The sequence below is a fragment of the Qipengyuania sp. genome, from assembly GCF_048550555.1.
GTDB lineage: Bacteria > Pseudomonadota > Alphaproteobacteria > Sphingomonadales > Sphingomonadaceae > Qipengyuania.
Genome location: NZ_JBLYYF010000034.1, coordinates 125,081 through 148,082, shown reverse-complemented (window position 1 = coordinate 148,082; position 23,002 = coordinate 125,081). Strand labels below are relative to the sequence as shown.

Here is a 23,002-nt window from a genome sequence, read left to right as displayed (position 1 = left end):
GTTCTTCATCACCGCGCCGTTCATGATCGTCGGCTCGCGTCCGCAGGCGTGGAGGATCCAGCCGAGCATGCCGGTGACAGTCGACTTGCCGCTGGTCCCCGCCACTGCCAGGCCCGCGCCGCCGGTGTTGAACAGGATCGAATTGAGCTCCGCCCGCGTCATCCGCAGGCAATCGAGTTCCCTGGCGCGCTGGACCTCGGGCACACTGTCCTCGATCGCCGCGCTGGCCACGAGGATCTGCTCCGCCGAAACGATCCCGCTGCCGTCCTGCGGGTGAAGCGCGAAGCCCTGACGCTCGAGCGCGGCGAATTTTTGGGGAGTCCTGCCCTGGTCGTTGCTCCGGTCGGACCCTTCGACCGTGCAGCCGCGCCCCTTGAGGATCTGCGCCAGCGGCAGCATTCCCGATCCGCCGATGCCGCAGAAGAAAAACGGGCGGGCGAACAATTCGTCAGGGGTGGGCATATCGCTCATGCGCGTGCAGCTATTGAGTTGTGCCGTGCGATACAAGCGCGCTAGCAGGGCGCATGGTCAGAATTGCGATCTGCGCCCCCGGAAAACCGTTGAAGCGCGAACGGGCCGATGCCGTCGAGGCGCTGGTCGCAGGGCGCGACGACGTGTCGCTCCAGTTCCACGATCAATGCTTCGTCCACGCCGGGCATTTCGCCGGCAGCGACGATGTGCGGCTCGCCGCCCTGCTCGAATGCGCCAACGATCCGGGTTTCGACGCGGTGTGGTTCGCGATGGGCGGCTACGGCTCGAATCGCATTGCGGCGCGGGCGGTGGCGCGGATGGACGCGGCGGCGCGTGGCAAATCCTACCTCGGCTATTCGGACACGGGCTTCCTGCTCGCCGCGCTGTACAGGCACGGCATCGGCCGCGTGGCGCATGGTCCGCTGGCGGGGGATATAAGACGCGAGGGCGGGACGGAAACGATCGAGCGCGCGCTCGACTGGCTGAAGGGCGGGGAGGCGGGGCTCGAACCGCATCTCGACAATCATCCCGCCGTCGCCTTCAACCTGACCACGCTCGCGATGCTGGTGGGCACCGAACTCGCGCCAGACCTCACCGGCCATGTCGTGATGGTGGAGGAGGTGGCCGAGCATCTCTATGCCATCGACAGGCTGTTCTTCCACCTGACGCAGCATCTGAAGGGGATTGCCGGCCTGCGGCTCGGCCGTATCAGCGACGTGCCCGAGAACGACCGTCCGTTCGGGTCCGACGCCGAGGAAATCGCCGAGGACTGGTGCGCGCGCAGCGGCATTCCCTATCTCGGGCGCGCCGATATCGGCCACGATGCTGCCAACAAGATTGTCCCCTTCGGGCTTGAGGCGCGCGGCGCACGGGCCTAGGCGGCGCGCAAGGAGACAATAATGACTGCATTCATCTTCCCCGGGCAGGGCAGCCAGAAGGTCGGCATGGGTGTCGAACTCGTCGAGGCCAGCGCGCATGCGCGCGAGGTCTTCCAGGAAGTCGACGAGGCGCTGAAACAGAACCTTTCGGGGCTGATGAAGGACGGACCCGAGAGCGAACTGACGCTGACCTCCAACGCGCAGACCGCGATCATGGCCAATTCGGTCGCCACCGCGCGCGTGCTGGAAAAGGAATTCGGCGTGGCGCTGGCCGATGCGGCGCAATGCGTCGCGGGGCATTCGCTGGGCGAATACAGCGCGCTGTGCGCTGCGGGCGCCTTTTCTCTGACCGATGCCGCCAAGTTGCTGCGCCTGCGCGGCATCGCCATGCAGGACGCCGTGCCGATCGGTGTCGGCGCGATGGCCGCGCTGCTCGGCGCCGATATCGACAAGGCGACCGCGCTGGCCGAGGCCGCCGCGCAGGGCCAGGTCTGCGAAGTCGCCAATGACAACGACCCGACGCAGGTGGTGATCTCGGGCCATGCCGAGGCGATCGATCGCGCGATCGAGATGGCCAAGGATCACGGCATCAAGCGCGGCATCAAGCTGCCCGTCTCGGCGCCGTTCCACTGCTCGTTGATGGGGCCGGCGGCACTGCGGATGAAGAACGCGCTGGCAGACACGCCGCCGCAGGCCTTCACCGTGCCGCTGTTCGCCAATGTCACCGCCGCGCGCGTGACCGATCCGGCGGAAGAGCAGGCGCTGCTGGTCGATCAGGTTACCGGCCGCGTCCGCTGGCGCGAGAGCGTCCTCGCGATGCGTGAGGCGGGTATCGAGCGGTTCGTCGAACTGGGCGGCAAGGTGCTCGGCCCGATGGTCGGGCGGATCGACAAGGACGCCACGACGATCAGCCTAGTGACGATGGAAGATCTCGAGAATTTCGCGAAGGAGAACGCGTGATGTTCAGCCTCGAAGGAAAGACCGCGCTCGTGACCGGCGCCAGTGGCGGGATCGGCTCCTCGATCGCCTATGCGCTGGCGAAGCAGGGCGCGCGGCTCGCGCTGTCGGGCTCGAACGCGGGCAAGCTGCGCGCCTTTCGCGAGCAGCTCAACGACGAGTTCGGCCACGACCATGTCGAGATCACCTGCGACCTGTCGAACACTACGCAGGTGGAGGAGCTGATCCCGGCCACGGTCGACACGCTCGGGCGGATGGACATTCTCGTCAACAATGCCGGGATCACGCGCGACAATCTCGCGATGCGGATGAAGGACGAGGAATGGGACGATGTCATCCGTATCAACCTCGAGGCGAGCTTCCGCCTGATGCGCGCCAGTGCGCGGCCGATGATGAAGGCTAAGGGCGGGCGGATCATCTCGATCACGAGCGTGGTCGGCCACACGGGCAATCCGGGCCAGATGAACTACACTGCGGCCAAGGGCGGGCTGACCGCCATGTCGAAGAGCCTCGCGCAGGAGCTCGCCAGCCGCAACATCACCGTCAACTGCGTCGCCCCGGGCTTCATCCGCACCGCGATGACCGATGCGCTGACCGACGACCAGAAATCCGCGATCAATGCGCGCATCCCGATGGGGCGCATGGGCGAGGGCGACGAGATCGGAGCCGCCGTGGCCTATCTCGCAAGCGACGAGGCCGCCTATGTCACCGGCCAGACGCTGCACGTGAACGGCGGCATGGCGATGATGGGCTGATTTTCCCAGTTTTCCCCAAAGGAAATAGGGGGCGGGGCGCTTGCGGCTTGCCCCCCATGGCCGCCCCGCTAGGGTGACAATCCGTATTCCGGCGCTTCAGGGGCGATTCCGGCCCTGCATGCGCCCAAGAGGGACGAAAGTAGGACCATGAAGGCCACCATCGAACGCGCGACGCTGCTGCGTTGTCTCAGCCACGTCCAGTCGGTCGTAGAGCGCCGCAACACCATCCCCATTCTCTCGAACGTGCTGATCGAGGCGGAAGGCGACAATTCGCTCAAGGTGATGGCGACCGACCTCGATCTGCAGGTGGTCGAGCACATGGGTGCGAGCGTCGACAGCCCGGGGGCGATCACGGTTTCCGCGCACCTCCTGTTCGACATCGCGCGCAAGCTCCCCGAAGGCTCGCAGGTCAGCCTCGAGGCGGCGGAAAACCGCCTCGCGATCAAGGCCGGGCGCAGCCGCTTCTCGCTGCCCACTCTGCCGCGCGACGACTTCCCGGTGATCGTCGAAGGCGACCTGCCGACCAGCTTCGAACTGCCCGCCAAGACGCTGGCCGAGCTGATCGACCGGACGCGCTTCGCGATCTCGACCGAGGAAACGCGCTACTATCTCAACGGCATTTTCTTCCACGTCTCTGACGATGCCGAGCCGGTGCTCAGGGCGGCCGCAACCGACGGCCACCGCCTGGCGCGTTTCACCCTGACGCGGCCCGACGGCGCCGAGGGCATGCCCGATGTGATCGTGCCGCGGAAGGCCGTGGCCGAACTGCGCAAGCTGCTCGAGGAATCGATGGACGGCAACGTCCAGATCGACCTCTCGGCGAGCAAGGTTCGCTTCACCTTCGGCGGCGAGGGCGGGGTGGTTCTGACCAGCAAGCTCATCGACGGCACCTTCCCCGATTATTCGCGCGTCATTCCGACAGGTAACGACAAACTCCTGAGGCTCGACCCGAAGAGCTTCCACGAGGGCGTCGACCGCGTCGCGACCATCGCCACCGAGAAGACCCGCGCGGTCAAGATGGGGCTCGACAGGGACAAGGTGACGCTCACCGTCACCAGTCCCGACAACGGCACCGCGACCGAAGAGGTACCCGCCGAATATTCGGCGGACGGCTTCGAGATCGGCTTCAACGCCGGCTATCTCAAGGACATCCTCAACCAGATCGATTCCGACACGGTCGAGATTCACCTTGCCGATGCCGGCGCGCCGACGCTGATCCGCAAGGACGAGAACGCGCCCGCGCTCTATGTCCTGATGCCGATGCGGGTCTAACCCCTCGCATCGCTCGCGTCCTGCCGCTAGCCTCTCCCGCGAAGGAGAGAGTCGAATGCAGCAGGTACATGTCCGCAAGGATTCGATCGGCGAGGCCGAACTCGTGGAGCGCGAGACCGGCGAGCTCGGCGAGGGTGCGGTGCGGCTTGCGGTGGAGAGCTTTTCGGTCACCTCCAACAACGTGACCTATGCCGTCGTCGGCGACGGCTTCGGTTACTGGAACTTCTTCCCCGCGCCCGAAGGCAAGGGCATCGTGCCCATGTGGGGGCATGCGCGGGTCACCGAGAGCAACCATCCGGACATCGCCGAGGGCGAGCGGGTCTATGGCTATCTGCCGATGGCGACGCACCTCGATGTGATGCCGGGCAAGGTCTCCGCCTCGGGCTTTGTCGATATGGCCGAACATCGCCAGCCGATGAGCCCGATCTACAACCAGTATGCGCGCCTCGCCGCCGATCCGGAGCATGACCCGGCGCGCGAGGGAGAGCGGATGATCTTCGGCCCGCTGTTCAAGACCGGCTTCCTGATCGAATACTTCATGCGCTCCGAAGACTGGTTCGGAGCTACACAACTGATCCTTACCAGCGCCTCGTCCAAGACCGCGATGGGCCTCGCGAGCGTGGCGCGGCATCGCTCGCAGCAAGTGACGCGGATCGGTCTCACTTCCGCAGGCAATGTCGATTTCGTGAAGGCGAGCGGCCTTTACGACCAGGTTCTGGCCTATGACGAGGTCGGTAGCATTCCCACCGAGCCTAGCGTCTCGGTCGACTTCGCCGGGAACGGAAAGCTGCTCGGCGCGATCCACGCGCATCTGGGCGACGCGCTCAAATATTCCTGCCTCGTCGGCGTCACGCATATCGACGAGCGGGGCGGGGATGCATCGCAGCTTCCCGGCCCGACGCCGACGCTGTTCTTCGCGCCCGACCATGCCGTGGCACTGTTCAAGAGCGTCGGTCCCGAGGAAGCGGGCAGGCAGATGGCCGAGAGCTGGCATGCCTTCCTGGCCGACGCGGGCGACAGCGTGACGATCGAGCGCCACAAGGGGCTCGCCGCCGCGCGCGATGTCTTCGTCGAGATGGCAGGCGGCAGCGTCGATCCCGCCAAGGGGATCGTGATCGAGCCCTAGATCTCGACCGCGATCTTGCCGAAGTGGCCGCCGCTCTCCTGGTGGCGGAAGGCGTCGGCGAGGTTCTGCAGCGCGAATGTATCGCTGATCACCGGCTTGATACCGTTCGCCTCGATCGCGGCGATCATGTCCCGTTGCATCGCGCGGCTGCCGACTGTCAGGCCCTGGACCGTGAGGTTCTTGGAGAACAGCAGTGCGGTCTGTACCGGGCCGGCGAAGCCCGCGAGAACACCGATCAGCGCGATGTGCCCGCCCACGCGCGTCGCCAGCATCGACTGGTCGAGCGTACCTGCGCCGCCGATCTCGACCACGCAATCGACCCCGCGCCCGCCGGTCAGTTCGAGCGCCTTGGGACCCCAGGCCTGGACTTCCTTGTAGTTGATCAGGTGATCGGCGCCCATGTCCTTCACGCGTTCGAGCTTTTCGTCCGAAGAGCTGGTGGCGATGACCGTCGCGCCCGCGGCCTTGGCGAATTGCAGCGCGAAGATGGACACGCCGCCGGTTCCCTGCACCAGCACGGTGTCGCCGGGCTTGAGCGCGTAGTCGACGAACAGCGCGCGCCAGGCGGTCAGCCCGGCGCAGGTCAGCGTCGCCGCCTCGGCATGGCTGAAGCTCCTGGGCGCGCGGGTGAACCAGTGCGTTGGCGCGGTCACCGCCTCGCGCGCATAGCCGTCGATCCCGTCGCCCGGCACGCGGGTAAAGGCGCTGGCAGGCGGGGCACCGTCGAGCCAGTCGGGAAAGAAGGTGCTGACGACATGGTCGCCTACCGCGAATTCGCTCACGCCGTCGCCCACCGCGGTGACGACGCCGGCACCGTCGGACATGGGGATGCGGCCCTGGGCAGCGGGGATCATCCCCTTGACCACGGCATAGTCGTGATAGTTGAGCGAGCTCGCCTTCAGGTCCACGGTGATCTCGCCCGGTCCGGGCGCGGGCGCATCGTCGACATCGCAATATTCGAGTGCTTCGAGGTTCGAAGGCGTGGCGCCGGTGCGAATCGCCTTCATTCGGCGGCCTCGAGCAGTTCGACGCGCTGCGGGCCGCGGATCAGCCCGCCGGGCGTTTCGCCGGTCCACTCGCCCTCGCGGAAGGTGACCTTGCCGTTCTTGATCGTGGCGACATAGCCCTCGGCCTTCTGCAGCAGGCGCTTGCCGCCCGCGGGGAGGTCGAAGGCGAGCCAGGGCTTGCCGAGCTTCAGCCGGTCCATGTCGATGATGTTGAGATCGGCGAGATAACCGGGCGCGAGCACGCCGCGATCCTCGAGGCCGTACAGCCGCGCGGTGTCGGCGCATTGGCGCTTGATTGCGTTCTCGAGCGTGATCGTGCCGCGCGAACGGTCGCGCACCCAGTGCTGCAGCATGAAGGTGGGCGATGCGGCATCGCAGATCGTCCCGCAATGCGCGCCGCCGTCGGAAAGCGAGTTCACCGTGTCGTCCGATTGCTGGAGGTCCATCAGGAAGTCGAGATTGCCGTCGGCATAGTTGAGGATCGGCAGGTAGATGAAGCCCTTGCCGTCGTCGCGGCAGAGCAGGTCGTAGGCATATTCGTCGCCCGACACGCCCGCCGCCTTGGCCCGTTCGAGGATGCTCTCGGCCGCGGTCGGTTCGTAGTTGAAGTCGGGATCCATCTCGAACTGCATGTTCCAGCCGCCGCAGACGACCATGATCAGGCCGATGATGTCCTGGTTGACCTCGGAGAAGTCATGTTGCTCGGCGAGCAGCCGCGCCTTGAATTCGGGATCGAACAGTCTGGCCTTCTGCTCTTCCCACGGCAGGTCCTCGATTTCCTTCCAGCTCGGCTTGAGGCGGAAGGGGTGGACGGTGCCTTGCCAGGCCATGACGATGCCGTTGCCGCGCAACGCGATCTGGGCGACGATATTGGCGCCGTTGTCGTTCTCGGCGCGCATGCTTTCGATCTGCTCTTCGAGCGGCAGCTCCTTGGCGATCGACTGCAGCGCGGCGAAGGTGACGGGGAGGCCGGTCTCGCGGCTCATCTTGCCCATCCAGCCGAACTCGTCCCATTCGCGCATCATGTCGCTGGCCATTTCGAACACGCCATGACCTGCGCGGCCCATGGCGCGGCCGATCTCGACCAGCTCCTCTGCCGTGGCGGTAGTGCCCGGGACGACCTCGCCGTCGATATCGCGGTGAAGCACGGTGCGCGAGGTCGAGAAACCGAGCGCGCCCGCGCGCACGCCTTCCTCGACGATACGGCTCATCTCGGCGATGTCGTCCTCGGTCGGAACGGCGCCGGGGCGCTCGCGATCACCGAGCACGTAGGCGCGGACGGAGCCATGCGGGACATGCGTGCCGACATCGACCGTGCGCGGCAACTTCTCGAGCGCGTCGAGATATTCGGGGAAGGTCTCCCAGTCCCAGCTCATCCCTTCGGCGAGCGCGGTTCCGGGAATGTCCTCGACGCCTTCCATCAGGCCGATCAGCCATTCGTGCTTGTCGGGTTTGGCCGGGGCGAAGCCGACCCCGCAATTGCCCATCACCACCGTGGTCACACCGTGCCAGCTGCTCGGGGCCATTTCCTGGTCCCAGGTCGCCTGGCCGTCGTAATGCGTGTGGATGTCGACGAATCCGGGGGTGACGAGCTGCCCGCCCGCATCGATTTCCTCCGCAGCATCGCCGCTGACCCGGCCCACCTGGGCGATCAGTCCGTCCTTGATAGCGATGTCGCCGGTGAAGCGGTCCTGTCCGGTGCCATCGACGATGGTCCCATTGCGAATGATCAGGTCGTATGCGGGCATGGCTGTGTGCTCCTCTCTCCATGGAGGAAGGTTCCACATTGCAACCGATGAGTCCAGCGGTGTTTAGGTAGTGCGTTCGGGCATTCGGACGGTCAGCAGGACACCGAGACCGATGAAGAAGAGCAGATTGATCGAGACCATGCCGACACGCTGATCGCCCGACCACAGGGTGAACTGCTCGACCAGCAACGGTCCCATCCATACGGTGACGGTCCCCGCGATGGCGTAGAGCCCGAAGAACTCCCCGCTGCGCCCGGGTGGCGCGAGCGTCACCAGCATCGTCCTCCCCGATGAAATGCTCGCTGTCGCGGTAACCGCGACCACGCTGATGAGGCTGAGATACACGATGTCGGAAAGCGTCGGGAAGACCGGCCCGGCCCAGACCTCGCGGTTCTCGACGAGGCCAAGGAAGAGGCTCTCCTGCGTGATGCTCAGCTGGACGAGCCCGGTCGCAACCATCGCCAGGATCTCGACCACAAGGGCGCGCTTGACCCCGATCCGGTCCTCCAGCCAGCCGCCGAAAATGCCGCCCGCAAAGGCGCATGCGCTGGCGAAGATCGCGTAGCAGAGCATTTCGAGGAAGTCCCAGCCGAGGAAGAGCGCGACATAGACCGCGCCCAGCGCCAGCAGCGCCGCCATCGCGTCGGCATAGAACATGCGCGCGACGAGGAACTTCATCAGCTGGCGGTATTGCGACGCCGCCCGCAGCGTGCGCCAGACGCTGGCGGCACCCTCGCGGAAGGCTTTGGGCCAGCTCGCACCAGGAACCCCGGGATCGCGCGCATTGAGGAAGAACGGGATCGAGAACAGTGCCAGCCAGGCCGCGCAGATCGGGCCCGCGAGGCGGGCGTGCTCGAACTTGGCGAGGTCGACGCCGAATTGCGGCGTGGCGAAGGGCCAACCGGTGGTCGCCGGCAGGACGAAGAGCAGGGCGATTGCGAGGAAGATCAGCGTCGCCGCGCCATTGCCGAGCCCGAGGCCGAGCCCGGAGATCATCGCCAGCCGCCTGGGTTCGCCAGCGACGCTCAGCATCGCATTGTGGGTCACCTCCGAGTATGTGTAGCTGACGTAGGCGATCACCAGCAGCGCCATGACGGTCCCGACGCCGAGGCCTTGCCCGCCGGGCATCGCGAACCACAGCATGGCCGAACAGATTACGATCGAGGCGAGAAACAGGCCGAGGATTGGCTTGAGGCGGCCGCCCCGGTCGAGCGCCGCGCCGAGGAAGGGGGCGGTCAGGGCGGCGATGAAGCCGGCCCATTTGGTCACCGAGGCGATCGTGGCCTGGCCCTGCGCATTTGCGACGGCGACCGCCTTGTCGGGCGGCAGGTCGTCGAGCGCACCGCTGGCGAGCAGGTCGGCCCCGATGATGTCGCGCGCGAAATAGGGCGCGAAAATGTAGATGACGATGAGGATGTAATAGGGATTGCGCGCCCATTCGAAGACCGCCCAGGCGAAGCCGGTCTTGTCCAGCGCTCCGCCTTCGCCGGTGCTCGCGCGGATCGGCTGGTTGGCGAGGGGGTTCGCGGCAAGTGCAGGATCGGCGGCCATCGTCGCTTTCCTCCCGGTCCCGTGCCCCGTGCCGCTCAGGCGGCGCGGTCGAGCTCCGCCGGTGTCGCCGGGGCGTCGAGGAAGGCGCGCAGCCTCGCGACGCTTTCGTCGGCGTGGGTCAGCAGGAACAGGTGTCCGCCGCCCTCGACCACTTCGAGCTGCGCATTGGGGATCGCCCCTGCGAGGATGCGCCCGTTGACGAGCGGGACGATCTGGTCGTCGTCACCCATCATCACCAGTACCTCCTTGCTCAGGAAGGGTAGCGCGGGGAGGCTGGTCCAGCCGAGCATGGCGATGAGCTGATAGAGGTATCCGCGCGGGCTGGGCGGCTTGAGCCTGCCGATATGGCCGTCCTTCTGATGCGCCTGACCGTCGCGATCGGCCCCGCCGTAGAGCGTCTGGAAGTGTTCGTTCATGAAGTTCGGATCGATGTAGCGGCGCGGATTGGCCATCTTGGTCAGCGCCGCGGGATTGCCCGGCACCATCAGCATGCCCGCCGTGGTCGCTGCGAGGACGAGGCGGCGGGTTCGTTTGGGATATTGCAGCGCGAAATGCTGCGCCATGGCGCCGCCCCAGGACACGCCCATCACGTCGACTTCATCCACCCCGAGCTGGTCGAGGATCAGCCGCGCGGTCCAGCTCATGGTGAAGGGGTTGTAGGGCAGCGTCGGATCGGGGCTTTCGCCCGTGCCCGGCATGTCGAACATCACGAAGGCGCGTTCGGTGAGCATTTCGGCCAGCGGGGCAACCGCCTCGATATTGGCGCCGATGCCGTTGAAGAACAGGATCGGCGGGTGGTCGAGCGGTTCGTCGAGCCGCCAGTGCGCCACGCGCAGGCTCCGTCCGCCAGCCTCCATCATGCGGATGGTCGCGGTCGGGGTCTGGTGTTTCGATGCGGTCAAGCTGGGGTCCTTTGCGCTGCTGTTCAGCAGGGTTCCATAACGTAGAGACCCGGCGCGGGGTCCAGCGGCTTGTATGCGGCATTGCCGAGCTTCGCCGGTGCCCTGGTCATGTCACCGCTGCGGTTCTGCAGCCATTCCAGCCAGAAAGGCCACCAACTGCCGGCGACTTCCTCGGTGCCCTTGAGCCATTGGTCGGCGGTGTCGGGCAGCGGCTTCGTCGCGTCCTTCTGGACGTAATATTTGGCCTTGGGATTGCCCGGCGGGTTGAGGATCGCCTGCATATGGCCCGACTGGCTGAGCACGTAGGTGACGTCCTTCGAGCCGAACAGCTGCGTCGAGCGATAGGTCGCCTTCCACGGGGTGATATGGTCGGTCACCCCGCCGAGGATGAACAGGTCGCCGGTCACCTTCGACAGGTCGATCCTGTGGTCGACCATTTCGACCTCGCCCTTCTTGGTGAAGGCCAGCGTTTCGAAGATGGTCAGGAAATCGCCCATCAGGCTCGCCGAGAGATTGGTCGCGTCGGCATTCCAGAACAGGACGTCGAAGGCGGGCGGGTCCTGTCCAAGCAGGTAGTTGTTGATGACATAGTTCCAGATCAGGTCGTTGGGGCGCAGCCAGGCGAAGCCGCGCGCCAGGTCGTCGCCCTTGATGACGCCTTTCTTGGAAGCACGCTGCCGGGCGAGTTCGAGGCCGTTCTTGCTGACCAGCGACCCTGCCTCGATATCGTTCTGCTTGGGGTGGAGCACGCAGACCATCAGCGTCAGCGCGCCGAGCAGGTCGTCGCCGTCGGCGGCGAGCTTGCTCGCCAGCATGGTCGCGGTCTGGCCGCCCGAACAGCCGGCCGAGACATTGACCTTCCTGCTGCCGGTGATCTTCGACACCGCCTCCATCGCCTCGCGGCAGGAGTTGACGTAGTCGGCCATGTCCCAGTGGCCCTGGTCCTTCGACGGGTTCTTCCAGCTGATCACGAAGGTCTGGATGCCGTTGTCGACCTGGTACTTCACCACCGACTTCTCGGGGCTGAGGTCGTTGATGTACATCTTGTTGATCTGCGGCGGGATCGTCAGCTGCGGGATCGCATAGACCTCGTCGGTGGTCGGGGCGTAATGGACCAGCTCCATCATTTCGGTGCGCAGCACCACCGAGCCCTTGGAGGTCGCGACGTTCTCGCCCAGCTTGAACGGCTTCTTATCGACCTGGCTGACCATGCCCTTGTTGTGGACCATGTCGTCATAGGCGTTCTTGAGTCCCTTGATCAGGCTCAGCCCACCACTGGTGATCGCCATCTTCTGCGCGCTGGGATTGCCCGCCAGCGTGTTCGTCGGCGCGAGCGAGTCGATGATGATGTTCGAGATGAAGCGCGCGCGATCCTTCTCCAGATCGTCGAGCTCGAGGTCTTCGAGCCAATGCGCGGCGCCTTTCTGGACGGCGAGGTAATACTGCATGCCGGCGCGCATGAAGGGATTGTACTGCCACGCAGGGTCCTGAAAGCGCTTGTCCTTGGGGTGGGGGGCCAGGTCGCTCTTCCCGGTCATGATCTTGATCATGTCCTCGCCCATCGACTGGCTGTGCTTGAGCAGTCGCTGCGGGTCGGACGCGGTCTCTCGAAGCAGCACCGCGACCGCCCCGAAAATGTCCTCGCGTGTCAGCCCGACGAGCGGACCCAGCGCGCTGGTGTGCTGGGCGGCTTCATCCTCGAGTTGGGTCATCTCTGTCGCTGTCTCCGGTCTGGTCCGGCCCTTCTGGCGAGGCCGGTTGCATGGTCATGCTTTGCTCACGGGACGATTGCAAGCGCGCCCTAGGCGCCGCGCGCGGCGATCATGCTCTCGATGTCGACGAATTTCTCGCGCGGGGCGCCCTCGCGGGCGGCGGCGATCTCCGCCTCCTCAATTTTCTGCCAGTCGCGGAAGGTGACCACGTCGAGCCCGCGCTCGCCGACGAGTTCGTCGAACCCCTCGCGTCCGCGCTTGCGCGCGCCGACGCCGATATCCTCGTCGACAAGGTCGATCACCGCGTAACCGTCGGGGCGGTTGGTCCCGATTGTGCCGCTGGGCCCGCGCTTGGCCCAACCGACGCAATAGAGCCCCGGCAGGATGCGGCCGCCGTCATTCGCGAACCGCCCCGCGCGCTGGTCGAAGGGAACGCCCTCGATCGGCGAGGTCTGATAGCCGATGCAACTGACGAGCAGGTCCCCCGGCAGGCGGTAGGTCTCGCCCGTGCCCACCGCACGGCCGACCTCGACCTTCGTGCGTTCGACCTCGATCGCGGTGATCCTGCCGTTTTCGCCAATGATCGTGCGGGGGTTGGCGAAGAAATCGAAGGCGATCGTGATCGGCTTTTCGTCCCTGGAGCTGGCGGGAAGCGCGGCGAAATCGCGCAGCAGGGTGACCGACTTGCGCAGCCCCGGCTCGAGGATCGCGTCGTCGCCGGCAGGAGGGAGGTCGGCGGCATCGACCTCCGGCGTGGCGCGCTCGAGATGCAGCAGCTCGCCCAGTTCCTTGGGCGTCATCATGATCTGGTGCGGCCCGCGACGCCCGAGAATCGTGATCGTCTCGATCCGGCTGTCGCGCAGCGCCGAGAGCGCATGCGAGACGATGTCGGAACCGGCGAACTCTCCTTCGGTCTTGGCCAGAATGCGGGCGACGTCGAGCGCGACATTGCCCATGCCGATCACGACGGCATGCCTGCCCGACAAATCGGGTGCCAGCGCGGCAAAATCGGGATGGCCGTTGTACCAGCCGACGAAGGCCGCGCTGCCCAGGACATTCGCCATGTCGGCGCCCTCGATGGTGAGCGCGCGGTCCTTGGGAGCGCCGGTCGCGAGAATGACCGCGTCATAGAGCGAGCCGAGTTCCGCGATGGAAACATCGGTGCCGATATCGACATTGCCGACGAAGCGGACGGTTTCGCCGACGGCGGTCTTTTCATAGCGCCGCGAAACCGCCTTGATCGACTGGTGATCGGGGGCGACGCCGGTGCGGATCAGCCCGAAAGGAACCGGCAGACGGTCGATCACGTCGATCCGGGCTTCCTCGCCCCATTTCTTCACCGCCGCTTCCGCGGTGTAGTAACCGGCCGGACCCGAGCCGACGATCGCGATGTGCCGCATGTCCCTCTCCAACAAGACAGCTCGGTCATGCACGCACGCCGAACGGCTGGCAAGCTGGGCGAAGAGAGCGAGTGCCCTTGCGAACATGGTTATGCGTTTGGAAAGGAATTTTCCCTATCACCGAGACTGTCGCGTGGCATCGAGCTATCAGCAATTGGTCAACATTCGGGAGCGAAGGCGAAAATGGCAGGGTTTTTCTCGCGCTCGGCGCGGGCCAAGGCTGAGGATGATACTGCACTCGATTCCGCTCCGCTCCGGCCCATTGAAGCTACCGATGCGGCGCGGCGCGTCGAGCTGCTCGACAGCTTCGAGGCTGCGGGACTCGGCTGGTTCTGGGCGACCGATGCCCAGGGACGCCTCATCTATCTGTCGCAAGGCGCCGCGCGGAAGCTCGGCTGGAGTGAGAACGAGGCGATCGGCAAATCGCTAGGCGAGCTGTTCATTCCCGAAAAGGCGGGCGATCCCGACAAGCCCGAACGACCCCTGGCCTTCCTGCTGAGGGCGCACAATTCGATCAGCCAGCTCAATGTGCGGTTGGCAATCGAAGACAAGGAAATCTGGTGGGAGATCGCCGGCAAGCCGCAGTTCGACGCGCAGGATCGCTTCACGGGATATCGCGGCAGCGCCAAGGACATCACCGCCACCCGTGAACAGCAACGCGCCGCGCAACGCATGGCGCAGTACGATCCCGTGACCGGGCTCGCCAATCGCCAGCGCATGGGTCAGCGCCTGACCGAAATGCTCAAGGCCTACCGCAATTCCAAGCGGGCTTGTGCGCTCATGATCATCGATCTCGACCGCTTTCAGCATGTCAATGATTCACTCGGCCGTGCAGCCGGCGACGAACTTCTCAAGCAGGTTGCCACCCGTGTGGGACGGATCGTCGGCCCGAAGGGTGAAGTCGGTCGCATGAGCGGTGACGCGTTTCAGGTCGTACTGCCCGACATCGACGATCGCGGCGCACTCGGCGATCTGGGCCAGCGGCTCATCCAGATGGTTTCGCAGCCTTACAACCTCAGCGGCTCGCGAGCGATCATCGGTGCATCGATCGGGGTGGCGATCGCGCCCTACGACGGTCTCGATACCGAGGAACTTACAACCGCTGCGGACCTTGCGCTGCATGCGGCGAAGACCGGCGGGCGCGGCCAGTATCGCTTCTATTCGAGCGACCTCAAGGACGGGGCGGCCAATCGCCGCCAGATCGAGGAGGACCTGCGCGACGCGATCGACAACCGTCAGCTCTCTATGCACTACCAGCCGCTGGTCTGTTCCAAGACCCACATGGTGAAGGGGTGCGAAGCCCTGATGCGCTGGACGCATCCCGACCGCGGCGAGATCTCGCCTTCCGACTTCATCCCGGTCGCCGAGGAGATCGGCTTCATCCGGCAGATGGGCGAATGGGCGCTCAACGAAGTTTGCCGCCAGGCCATGAGCTGGCCGGTCGAACTGCGCGTGGCAGTCAATGTTTCCGCCATGCAGTTCAACCAGGAGGACTTCCCGAGCGTCGTCAAGAACGCCTTGGCGGAAAGCGGTCTCACGCCCCACCGGCTCGAGCTGGAAATCACCGAAAGCGTATTTCTCGGCGACAGCGGTCGAACCCAGCGCATGTTCGGCGAACTCAAGGCGATCGGCGTCAAGCTGGCGCTCGATGATTTCGGTACCGGCTACAGCTCGCTGAGCTATCTGCGCAACGCGCCTTTCGACAAGATCAAGATCGATCAGAGCTTCGTCCGCGGTGCGACCGAGGAGGGCAACAACAACGCCGCCATCCTCAGCGCGATCGTCAGCCTGGCGGCTGCGCTGGACATGGAAACGGTGGCCGAGGGGGTCGAGGCAAAGGACGAGCTCAACCTCCTCACCGAACGCGGCGCAACCTTGATCCAGGGTCACATCTTCTCCCGCGCCATTCCGAGCGACGAATTCCTCGATCGCCTGAAGGAAGGAAAGCTGAAATACGAGCCGCTCGGCCCGTCCAAGTATCGCGCGGCACGCAAGACCGTGTTCCGCCGCATCGGCCTGATTCACGAGGACAGCCGCTACAAGGTCGTGATGCGCAACCTGTCGAAGACCGGAGCCATGATTGAAGGTCTTCTCGATGTCCCGCTCGGCACCCAGGTGGTGCTCGATCTCGGTGGCGGCCAGCTCGCGGTGGCGACCGTGCGCCGCTCCAAGGGGGCGATGCAGGGCGTCGAGTTCGAAATGCCGCTGATCAGCGATGGCGCCGACGGGCTCTGTACGCGACACCGCGTGTCGCCCTATCAGATCGAAGCTGCAGGCCGTCCGCTCGCCGCCCTGCCGCAGGATCCCTACTCCCTGATCATGGCCGAACACCTCGGATCGAGCTCGCGCAAGAAATTCGTCGAAGTCGAGGTGGGCTCGCCCAAGACGGGATCCGGTTACTGATCGTTAGCCCTGCCCGTTAGGGCAAAACTAACCATTGTAGCCTAATCGGCAAGGACCGGTTTCAACCCTCTTGCAAGGCAGGAAAACGATGGGGGCTCTGCCCTTCACCGAATATTTCAGAAGCGGCAGGAGCGAAGTGGACACTCCGGTCGAAGGTCCTCCGTCACAGCCTGTCGATCCCCTCGAACCAGCGGGTAAGCTGGCGGTCGTCGACGAGATCGAGCGCAGCGGTGCGCTGGCCTTCTGGGCGACCGATGCCGAAGGACGCACCGTCTACCTCAGCCCCTCGATTTGCGAGCGGTTGGGCCGGATGCCCGAGAACCTGGCGGGCGAGAGGCTACAGCGTCTGGTGGTGCCGGTCGAAGGCGATGGGGAAGGGCGCTCGCTCGGCCTCAAGCTCAACACGCGCAAGCGATTCGCCAACCTGACCGTTCGCGCCGCGGACGAGCAGCACGATGTGGTCTTGAAGCTCTCGGGCGGTCCGCTGCGCGACGACGCCGGCGAATTTCTCGGCTTTCGCGGGAGCGCTCTCGACATCACCGAGGAATTCCGCAGCGAGGAACAGGCCAATCGTCTGGCCAAGTTCGACTCGCTGACCGGTCTCGCCAACCGGCACCGGATGGAGCAGCGGATCGACTCGACGTTGCACGCCTTCAGGGCGGCCAAGCGCAGCGCCGCCTTGATGATGCTCGACCTCGACAAGTTCAAGCAGGTCAACGACACGCTGGGCCATCCGGCGGGAGACCAGTTGCTGCAACAGGTCGCCGAGCGGCTGCGCGGTGTGATCGGCGGGCGCGGCGAGATCGGGCGTCTGGGCGGCGACGAATTCCAGATCCTCGTTCCCGACATGGACGACCGCGGCGAACTGGGCGCGATCGCCAAGAAGATCATCCAGATCCTCTCGCAGCCCTATCCCGTCGAGGAAGGGCGCGCGATCATCGGCTGTTCGGTCGGCATCGCCATCGCGCCCTATGACGGTGTCGGACGCGACGAACTGACGCGCGCGGCCGACCTGGCGCTCTATGCCTCCAAGAACGGCGGTCGCGGCCAGTTCCGCTTCTATGCCGCCGACCTCGAACACGAGGCCAACCTGCGCAAGCGCATGGAAGAGGACCTCGCCGAAGCGATCGAGGCCGGCCATTTCGCGCTCGAATACCAGCCCGTCGTCACACCGGCGGACGATCGCGTCGTCGCGCTCGAAGCCCAGTATTGCTGGGTCGACGAGGAACGCGGCCGGGTCGCGCCCGAGACCTTCCTGCCGGTGGCGGAGGGCAGCCGCCTGATCGTGCCGATCGGCGAATGGGCGATCCGCCGGGCCTGCGAGGATGCGCTCGGCTGGCCCGGAAGCCTGTCCATCTCCTTCCCCGTCAGCCGGGTCCAGTTCGAGGCGACCGGCTTCGTTTCGGGGATCGAGAAGATCCTCGCGGAAACCGGCTTCGATCCGGCGCGGCTCGAATTGCGCCTGCCCGAAAGCGTTTTGCTCGGCGAGGCGGCCAAGGTCGACCAGGCGCTCGCCGCCTTGTTCAAGCTCGGCATCCGGCTGGTGCTCGACCAGTTCGGCTCGGGGCTGTCATCGCTCTCCTACCTCCGCCGCGCGCCGCTCGGCGCGCTTCGCATCGGCGGCGAATTCTTCGAGCCGGTCATGGGCAACGATCTCGGAGACATGGAACTGGTCCGCGCGGTGGTTGCCCTTGGCGGCGCCATGGGCATGGAAACTGTCGTTTCGGGAGTGCACGCGCTCGAGCTGATGGACGAGCTCAGGCGGCTCGGCATCGACCGGGTGAGCGGCTTCGTCTATTCGGAAGCGCTGACGGCCGAGCAGGTCGGCGAGGACATCGCCAAGGGCGAATGGACCCTCGCGCCGACCGACAGCGGGACGCAGCGCGCCTCGCGCCGCACGGTCCTGCGCAAGATCGGGTTGATCCACGAGGATCACTATTATGACGTGACCCTGCGCAACCTCTCGCGGTCCGGGGCGATGATCCAGGGGCTCGAGGGCGTGCCGGTCGGCACCCTCTTCGTGCTCGATTTCGGCCAGGGCCAGCTTGCCGTCTGCTCGGTCAAGCGTACGATGGGCGATACGCAGGGGCTCGAGTTCGAGCAGGAGCTGGTCGACGACGGGGCAGGGGGGCTGTGCACGCGCCACCGCGTCAGCCCCTACGAACTCGCCGCAGCCGGGGCGCCTCTGACCGCCTTGCCCCCGGGCAAATACGCGATGGCGCCCGAGAATGCCGCTGGCAGCAGTTTCGCCCAGTTTGCGCTTTCGCCCAATGCGCCGCGTCAGACGGGCAGGAAAGACGCCGCCTGACGCGTGCGCTTTGCCTGCTGACAGCGGGATGTCGCGCGGCTAATGGGGCGGCGCAATGACTGACCTTTCCAAGATCCGCAACTTTTCGATCATCGCCCATATCGACCATGGCAAATCGACCCTCGCCGACCGGCTGATCCAGCACTGCGGCGGGCTGACCGAGCGCGAGATGTCCGAGCAAGTGCTTGATAACATGGACATCGAGAAGGAGCGCGGAATCACCATCAAGGCCCAGACCGTGCGCCTGAACTACACCGCGCGCGACGGCGAGACCTATGAGCTCAACCTCATGGACACGCCCGGCCATGTCGACTTCGCCTACGAGGTCAGCCGCTCGCTCGCCGCCTGCGAAGGCGCGCTGCTGGTCGTCGACGCCGCGCAGGGGGTCGAGGCGCAGACGCTCGCCAATGTCTACCAGTCGATCGAGCACGACCACGAGATCGTCCCGGTAATCAACAAGATCGACCTCCCCGCCGCCGAACCCGAGCGGGTCGCGGAGGAGATCGAGGAGATCGTCGGCATCGAGGCGACCGGCCCGTGGGAAGAGGGCGGCGCCGTCCTCACCAGTGCCAAGTCGGGCATCGGCATCGAGGAGACGCTCGAGGCGCTGGTCAAGCGCATTCCCGCTCCCACCGGCGACCGCGACGCACCATTGAAGGCCATGCTCGTCGACTCCTGGTACGACCCCTATCTCGGCGTCGTCATCCTCGTGCGCGTGATGGACGGCGTCATCAAGAAGGGCCTCCAGGTCAAATTCATGCAGGGCGGCACGCAGCATCTGATCGACCGCGTCGGCTGCTTCACCCCCAAGCGCACCGACCTGCCCGAGCTCGGCCCGGGCGAGATCGGCTTCATCACCGCGCAGATCAAGGAAGTCGAACAGGCCCGCGTCGGCGACACCATCACCACGGTCAAGAACGGCGCGCCCGCCCCGCTGAAGGGCTACAAGGAAGTCCAGCCGGTGGTGTTCTGCGGCCTGTTCCCGGTCGACGCGGCCGATTTCGAGAAGCTGCGCGAGAGCATCGGCAAGCTGCGCCTCAACGACGCCAGCTTCAGCTACGAGATGGAGAGCAGCGCCGCGCTGGGCTTCGGCTTCCGCGCCGGCTTCCTCGGCCTGCTGCACCTGGAAATCATTCAGGAACGCCTCAGCCGCGAATACGATCTCGACCTCATCACCACCGCCCCCAGCGTGGTCTACCGCGTCCACCTCGGCCATTCGAAGACCGAGGACGCCAAGACGATCGACATCCACAACCCCGCCGACTGGCCCGACGTCAACCGCATCGAGACGATCGAGGAGCCGTGGATCAAGGCGGTGATCTACACGCCCGACGAATATCTCGGCGCGATCCTCAAGCTGTGCCAGGACCGCCGCGGCATCCAGACCAACCTCACCTATGTCGGCGGCCGCGCGCAGGTGAGCTACGAGCTGCCGCTGAACGAGGTGGTGTTCGATTTCTACGATCGCCTGAAGTCGATCTCGCGAGGCTATGCCTCCTTCGATTACGAGCAGATCGGCCTGCGCGAGGGCGACCTCGTCAAGATGAACATCCTCGTCAATGCCGAGCCGGTCGACGCGCTATCGCTGATCGTCCACCGCAGCGTGGCCGAGGAACGCGGCCGCGGCATGTGCGAGCGATTGAAGGACCTTATCCCGCGGCACCTATTCAAGATCCCGATCCAGGCCGCGATCGGCGGCAAGGTGATCGCCCGCGAAACCATCGCCGCGCTGCGCAAGGACGTGACCGCCAAGTGCTATGGCGGCGACATCACGCGCAAGAAGAAGCTGCTCGAGAAGCAGAAGAAGGGGAAGGCGAGAATGCGGGAATATGGTAACGTGAGCATTCCGCAGGAGGCGTTTATTGCGGCGCTGCGGATGGGGGAGGAGTGAGCGAAGGCGCCTAACGCAGGCGCTTGGCTCGCCAAGCGACAAGTTAGAAGCCGGTGCGCGTCAGCGCATCGCGAACCTCGGCCGACCGCGATGCGCAGCATCGAGGATCGACGTCACGTGGTGCATGGAGCGATTGCGCCAGCAATCGCGGAACGGCGCGTGGCGGTGAGCGACCAATCTGGTTTTCGCGGTAAGACGCAAAGACGCCACGGATGCGGGAGCGCCATTAAGCGGCCTTTTCCCGCGTAGACGGGGAGGAATGTGAGCGTTCTGTAGGAGGCGTTTATTGCTGCGCTGCGGATGGGAGAGGAATAGCCTTCTTTCTCAAAAAAGAGTACGGAACGGAATGAGGGGCAAGGGGAAAGTAAGTATTCCCTGAAACCTTCCTTGCTGGGTAGCGGATGGTGGAGGAGTAGGGGTGCAGGGCGATCGTCCCCTAGGATCTGGTAGTGACGATAAGCTAGGATTTAGGGAGGTTGCCTCCCAGATTTCCTTATCTCTCATCGATCACGCGTCAGACCAAGGGTTCGTGATCGGTATTGAGGGAGCTTGGGGGTCCGGCAAATCGAGCCTTTTGTACTTGATCGAAGACGAACTGTCCAAACTTCCGAAGCCCGAACGCCCTTCCCTTATCAACTTTCGACCTTGGCTTGTTGGCAACCGCGACGCATTGTTGTCCAATCTGTTTTCTGCGCTATCCAAGGAAATCAACTTGGTGGCGTTCGAAGCTGGTGATGCCACTGGAATATCAAAGGAAAAAGCAAAGGTTGCGGGGGAAGCTCTGCGCAAGTTTGCTGCTGGCCTTGGTCGTGCTGGCGCCGCGATTGAATTGACTGGCGATGCCATAGCTTTTGCCCCATTGAAGTGGTTTGGCAAAGGCGCGAGCGCGGTTGGAAAAACGCTTGGAAAGAAATCGTCAAATAAACCTTTAGAAGTCCTCAAGGAGCGCCTCGTCAGATCGTTGGACGATCTGGGGCACAGATTCATTATCACGATTGACGATGTTGATCGTCTCGAGCCTGCCGAGATAGTCGAAGTTCTTCGCTTGGCTCGTTCAGTTGCCGATCTCCCCAATGTGATTTACTTGCTTTGCTATGATAGCGACATTCTCGCCCACAGCATTGAACAGGCTTCTGGAGTTGAAAATGGCCGAGCCTATCTAGAAAAGATCGTCCAGCTAACAGTTATGGTGCCAAAGCCCGAACCGTTTCGCCTTCGGCAATGGTTCGGTGACGAACTCCGTCAATTAAGCCCCACTATCTCGGATGAGCAGTTGTCTCGCCTCCGGACGGTAATCGACTATGAAGGAGGTCGACAACTCAAGACGCCGCGGGCGGTCATCCGAGCGCTTGATGCGATCCGACTTTTTTGGCCTCCGGTGCGTGCAGTTAATGGTGACCTTGCCGACCTCGTGTGGATTCAGCTGATTAAGAATGGAAATCCGCCTCTATATCGGTGGATCGAAGAGTACTGCGCAACTGCGGCCCTATTCAGCATTGGCACGGTGCGGGTCGACGATGCGGAACGCCAGGCCCAATTGGAAACTCTACAAAATTCGGTAGAGCCGAACCACTTCGCTGATCACATGTATCGCTACTATTTTGCCGAACCTCTGCCAGGCGTCGATGTGAGTTTCGCTCAGGACGGACAGGGCTTTGACATTTTCCAGCGTGTCCCAGATGGCGTGCGAGATGCGGCAATTAGTGCAGGGCGGCTTGCCAGCCCAGACCACTACCGAATCTATTTTGCGCTATCGGGACCCTCGCACGCACTCACTCAAAGCGATTTTGACGCGTTCTGGAACGCTGCCGATAGTGGTTCGGATGAGGTTGAAACGGCCCTGCTGCAATTACATCAAGTTGAATTGACAGGCACTTTCGGCAAGGCCGATTTGCTTCTGGAAAGGCTGAAGGGTGCAGATGATGCAGTCCTCACCTCGGATCGTTGCAGAAACATACTGCTCGCGATGGCCAACGCGATGGATACACTCTATCGTTTGCGTCCATTTGACATTGATTGGGTCACCTCTTTGTGGGACCGAGCGACCTTGCTAATGCCGCGACTACTTGCTCGGTTGGAAGGTGACACACGAAGGGAGACGATCGAGCAGATGTTTGGTCAAGGCCATGCGATTGGTTGGCTGACCAAATTAATGCGCAAGGAAACGTTTGCGCATGGCCGTTACGGAAGCCGCGAAAAGCCAGAACAAGAATGGTTGTTAACCGATGAAGAGCTTGATCGGGTCTTTGAAATAATGCTGGCAAGATTTCGCCGTATGGTCGTTGGTGACCTCCTTGAGGCGATACATCCACTTGATATTCTGTTTGCATGGCGACAAGCTGGCGACGAGGCCGGTCCCCGCGACTTTGTTGAAAAGCACGTTCAAACCGATGGAGGTTTGGTTGAAATGCTTGAAAAACTGACAACAATTCACAGCAGTAGCGAACGTGGTAGCTATTCTGTGCTTACGCGTGAAAATGTCAGCCCATTTCTTGATTTTGATGCATCCCGTGAGCGCATTAATGCAGCGGCAATTGCAGACGAAGGTTTGTCCGAACGGGCAGCAGTATTGGGGCGAGCATTTGGTGACGATGATTGATAGCTTAACAGTAGCATATCAA

General features: G+C 64.1%; 16 protein-coding genes. 9 read left to right on the top strand and 7 right to left on the bottom strand.

From position 1 onward, the window contains the following. The coding region (locus ACN4E0_RS08790) for a Mur ligase domain-containing protein (RefSeq protein ID WP_419567187.1) at positions 1 to 471 on the bottom strand (471 nt) is incomplete at its 3' end. Positions 472 to 524: 53 nt separating this feature from the next. On the opposite strand from ACN4E0_RS08790, the gene ACN4E0_RS08785 reads away from it, so the two are divergent. From ACN4E0_RS08785 to ACN4E0_RS08765, 5 genes are all read left to right on the top strand, one after another. After that, positions 525 to 1,349 carry an LD-carboxypeptidase gene (locus ACN4E0_RS08785; protein WP_419567186.1) on the top strand — a complete coding sequence of 275 codons (825 nt, stop codon included), beginning with the start codon at positions 525 to 527 and terminating at the stop codon, positions 1,347 to 1,349. Positions 1,350 to 1,370: 21 nt separating this feature from the next. Next, positions 1,371 to 2,309 carry an ACP S-malonyltransferase gene (gene fabD, locus ACN4E0_RS08780; protein ID WP_419567185.1) on the top strand — a complete coding sequence of 313 codons (939 nt, stop codon included), beginning with the start codon at positions 1,371 to 1,373 and terminating at the stop codon, positions 2,307 to 2,309. After that, complete coding sequence (fabG, locus tag ACN4E0_RS08775; protein WP_419567184.1) at positions 2,309 to 3,061, top strand: 3-oxoacyl-[acyl-carrier-protein] reductase; 753 nt, start codon at positions 2,309 to 2,311, stop codon at positions 3,059 to 3,061. Before fabD ends, fabG begins: the two co-directional genes overlap by 1 nt. A gap of 147 nt (positions 3,062 to 3,208) precedes the next feature. Then, positions 3,209 to 4,333 carry a DNA polymerase III subunit beta gene (gene dnaN / locus ACN4E0_RS08770; protein ID WP_419567183.1) on the top strand — a complete coding sequence of 375 codons (1,125 nt, stop codon included), beginning with the start codon at positions 3,209 to 3,211 and terminating at the stop codon, positions 4,331 to 4,333. A gap of 55 nt (positions 4,334 to 4,388) precedes the next feature. Further along, on the top strand, positions 4,389 to 5,459 hold the full coding sequence (locus tag ACN4E0_RS08765; RefSeq protein ID WP_419567182.1) for a DUF2855 family protein: 1,071 nt from the start codon (positions 4,389 to 4,391) through the stop codon (positions 5,457 to 5,459). On the opposite strand, the gene ACN4E0_RS08760 is transcribed toward ACN4E0_RS08765, so the two are convergent. The 6 genes from ACN4E0_RS08760 to ACN4E0_RS08735 all read right to left on the bottom strand — a co-directional run bounded on the left by ACN4E0_RS08760 (position 5,456) and on the right by ACN4E0_RS08735 (position 13,779). Beyond that, positions 5,456 to 6,466, bottom strand: a complete 1,011-nt coding sequence (locus ACN4E0_RS08760) for a zinc-dependent alcohol dehydrogenase family protein (RefSeq protein ID WP_419567180.1) — start codon at positions 6,464 to 6,466, stop codon at positions 5,456 to 5,458. The two genes, ACN4E0_RS08765 and ACN4E0_RS08760, sit on opposite strands and share 4 nt — an antisense overlap. Then, complete coding sequence (locus ACN4E0_RS08755; protein ID WP_419567179.1) at positions 6,463 to 8,214, bottom strand: N-acyl-D-amino-acid deacylase family protein; 1,752 nt, start codon at positions 8,212 to 8,214, stop codon at positions 6,463 to 6,465. Before ACN4E0_RS08755 ends, ACN4E0_RS08760 begins: the two co-directional genes overlap by 4 nt. Positions 8,215 to 8,277: 63 nt before the next feature. Beyond that, entirely contained in the window at positions 8,278 to 9,765 is a 1,488-nt protein-coding gene (locus tag ACN4E0_RS08750; RefSeq protein ID WP_419567178.1) for an MFS transporter, read from the bottom strand. Positions 9,766 to 9,800: 35 nt separating this feature from the next. After that, on the bottom strand, positions 9,801 to 10,625 hold the full coding sequence (locus ACN4E0_RS08745; RefSeq protein ID WP_419567193.1) for an alpha/beta fold hydrolase: 825 nt from the start codon (positions 10,623 to 10,625) through the stop codon (positions 9,801 to 9,803). A 65-nt stretch (positions 10,626 to 10,690) separates the two neighbouring features. After that, on the bottom strand, positions 10,691 to 12,379 hold the full coding sequence (locus tag ACN4E0_RS08740; protein ID WP_419567176.1) for a PHA/PHB synthase family protein: 1,689 nt from the start codon (positions 12,377 to 12,379) through the stop codon (positions 10,691 to 10,693). 89 nt (positions 12,380 to 12,468) lie between these two features. After that, positions 12,469 to 13,779: an FAD-dependent oxidoreductase gene (locus ACN4E0_RS08735; protein ID WP_419567175.1), complete on the bottom strand. Its 1,311-nt coding sequence runs from the start codon at positions 13,777 to 13,779 to the stop codon at positions 12,469 to 12,471. Positions 13,780 to 13,962: 183 nt separating this feature from the next. Here ACN4E0_RS08735 and ACN4E0_RS08730 point away from each other — a divergent pair, with 183 nt between their 5' ends. From ACN4E0_RS08730 to ACN4E0_RS08715, 4 genes are all read left to right on the top strand, one after another. Further along, positions 13,963 to 16,182: an EAL domain-containing protein gene (locus tag ACN4E0_RS08730; RefSeq protein WP_419567174.1), complete on the top strand. Its 2,220-nt coding sequence runs from the start codon at positions 13,963 to 13,965 to the stop codon at positions 16,180 to 16,182. A gap of 88 nt (positions 16,183 to 16,270) precedes the next feature. After that, positions 16,271 to 18,490 carry a putative bifunctional diguanylate cyclase/phosphodiesterase gene (locus tag ACN4E0_RS08725; protein ID WP_419567172.1) on the top strand — a complete coding sequence of 740 codons (2,220 nt, stop codon included), beginning with the start codon at positions 16,271 to 16,273 and terminating at the stop codon, positions 18,488 to 18,490. 55 nt (positions 18,491 to 18,545) lie between these two features. Further along, positions 18,546 to 20,381 (top strand): translation elongation factor 4, encoded by a 1,836-nt coding sequence (gene lepA / locus ACN4E0_RS08720; RefSeq protein WP_419567171.1) that lies wholly within the window; start codon positions 18,546 to 18,548, stop codon positions 20,379 to 20,381. Positions 20,382 to 20,799: 418 nt separating this feature from the next. Then, complete coding sequence (locus tag ACN4E0_RS08715; protein ID WP_419567170.1) at positions 20,800 to 22,980, top strand: KAP family P-loop NTPase fold protein; 2,181 nt, start codon at positions 20,800 to 20,802, stop codon at positions 22,978 to 22,980. Positions 22,981 to 23,002: the final 22 nt, after the last annotated feature.

Bases quoted from the DNA above. Each gene is read 5' to 3' on its own strand.
- ACN4E0_RS08785 (WP_419567186.1), top strand. From the start codon at position 525: ATGGTCAGAATTGCGATCTGCGCCCCCGGAAAACCGTTGAAGCGCGAA.
- fabD (WP_419567185.1), top strand. From the start codon at position 1,371: ATGACTGCATTCATCTTCCCCGGGCAGGGCAGCCAGAAGGTCGGCATG.
- fabG (WP_419567184.1), top strand. From the start codon at position 2,309: ATGTTCAGCCTCGAAGGAAAGACCGCGCTCGTGACCGGCGCCAGTGGC.
- dnaN (WP_419567183.1), top strand. From the start codon at position 3,209: ATGAAGGCCACCATCGAACGCGCGACGCTGCTGCGTTGTCTCAGCCAC.
- ACN4E0_RS08765 (WP_419567182.1), top strand. From the start codon at position 4,389: ATGCAGCAGGTACATGTCCGCAAGGATTCGATCGGCGAGGCCGAACTC.
- ACN4E0_RS08760 (WP_419567180.1), bottom strand. From the start codon at position 6,466: ATGAAGGCGATTCGCACCGGCGCCACGCCTTCGAACCTCGAAGCACTC.
- ACN4E0_RS08755 (WP_419567179.1), bottom strand. From the start codon at position 8,214: ATGCCCGCATACGACCTGATCATTCGCAATGGGACCATCGTCGATGGC.
- ACN4E0_RS08750 (WP_419567178.1), bottom strand. From the start codon at position 9,765: ATGGCCGCCGATCCTGCACTTGCCGCGAACCCCCTCGCCAACCAGCCG.
- ACN4E0_RS08745 (WP_419567193.1), bottom strand. From the start codon at position 10,625: ATGATGGAGGCTGGCGGACGGAGCCTGCGCGTGGCGCACTGGCGGCTC.
- ACN4E0_RS08740 (WP_419567176.1), bottom strand. From the start codon at position 12,379: ATGACCCAACTCGAGGATGAAGCCGCCCAGCACACCAGCGCGCTGGGT.
- ACN4E0_RS08735 (WP_419567175.1), bottom strand. From the start codon at position 13,779: ATGCGGCACATCGCGATCGTCGGCTCGGGTCCGGCCGGTTACTACACC.
- ACN4E0_RS08730 (WP_419567174.1), top strand. From the start codon at position 13,963: ATGGCAGGGTTTTTCTCGCGCTCGGCGCGGGCCAAGGCTGAGGATGAT.
- ACN4E0_RS08725 (WP_419567172.1), top strand. From the start codon at position 16,271: ATGGGGGCTCTGCCCTTCACCGAATATTTCAGAAGCGGCAGGAGCGAA.
- lepA (WP_419567171.1), top strand. From the start codon at position 18,546: ATGACTGACCTTTCCAAGATCCGCAACTTTTCGATCATCGCCCATATC.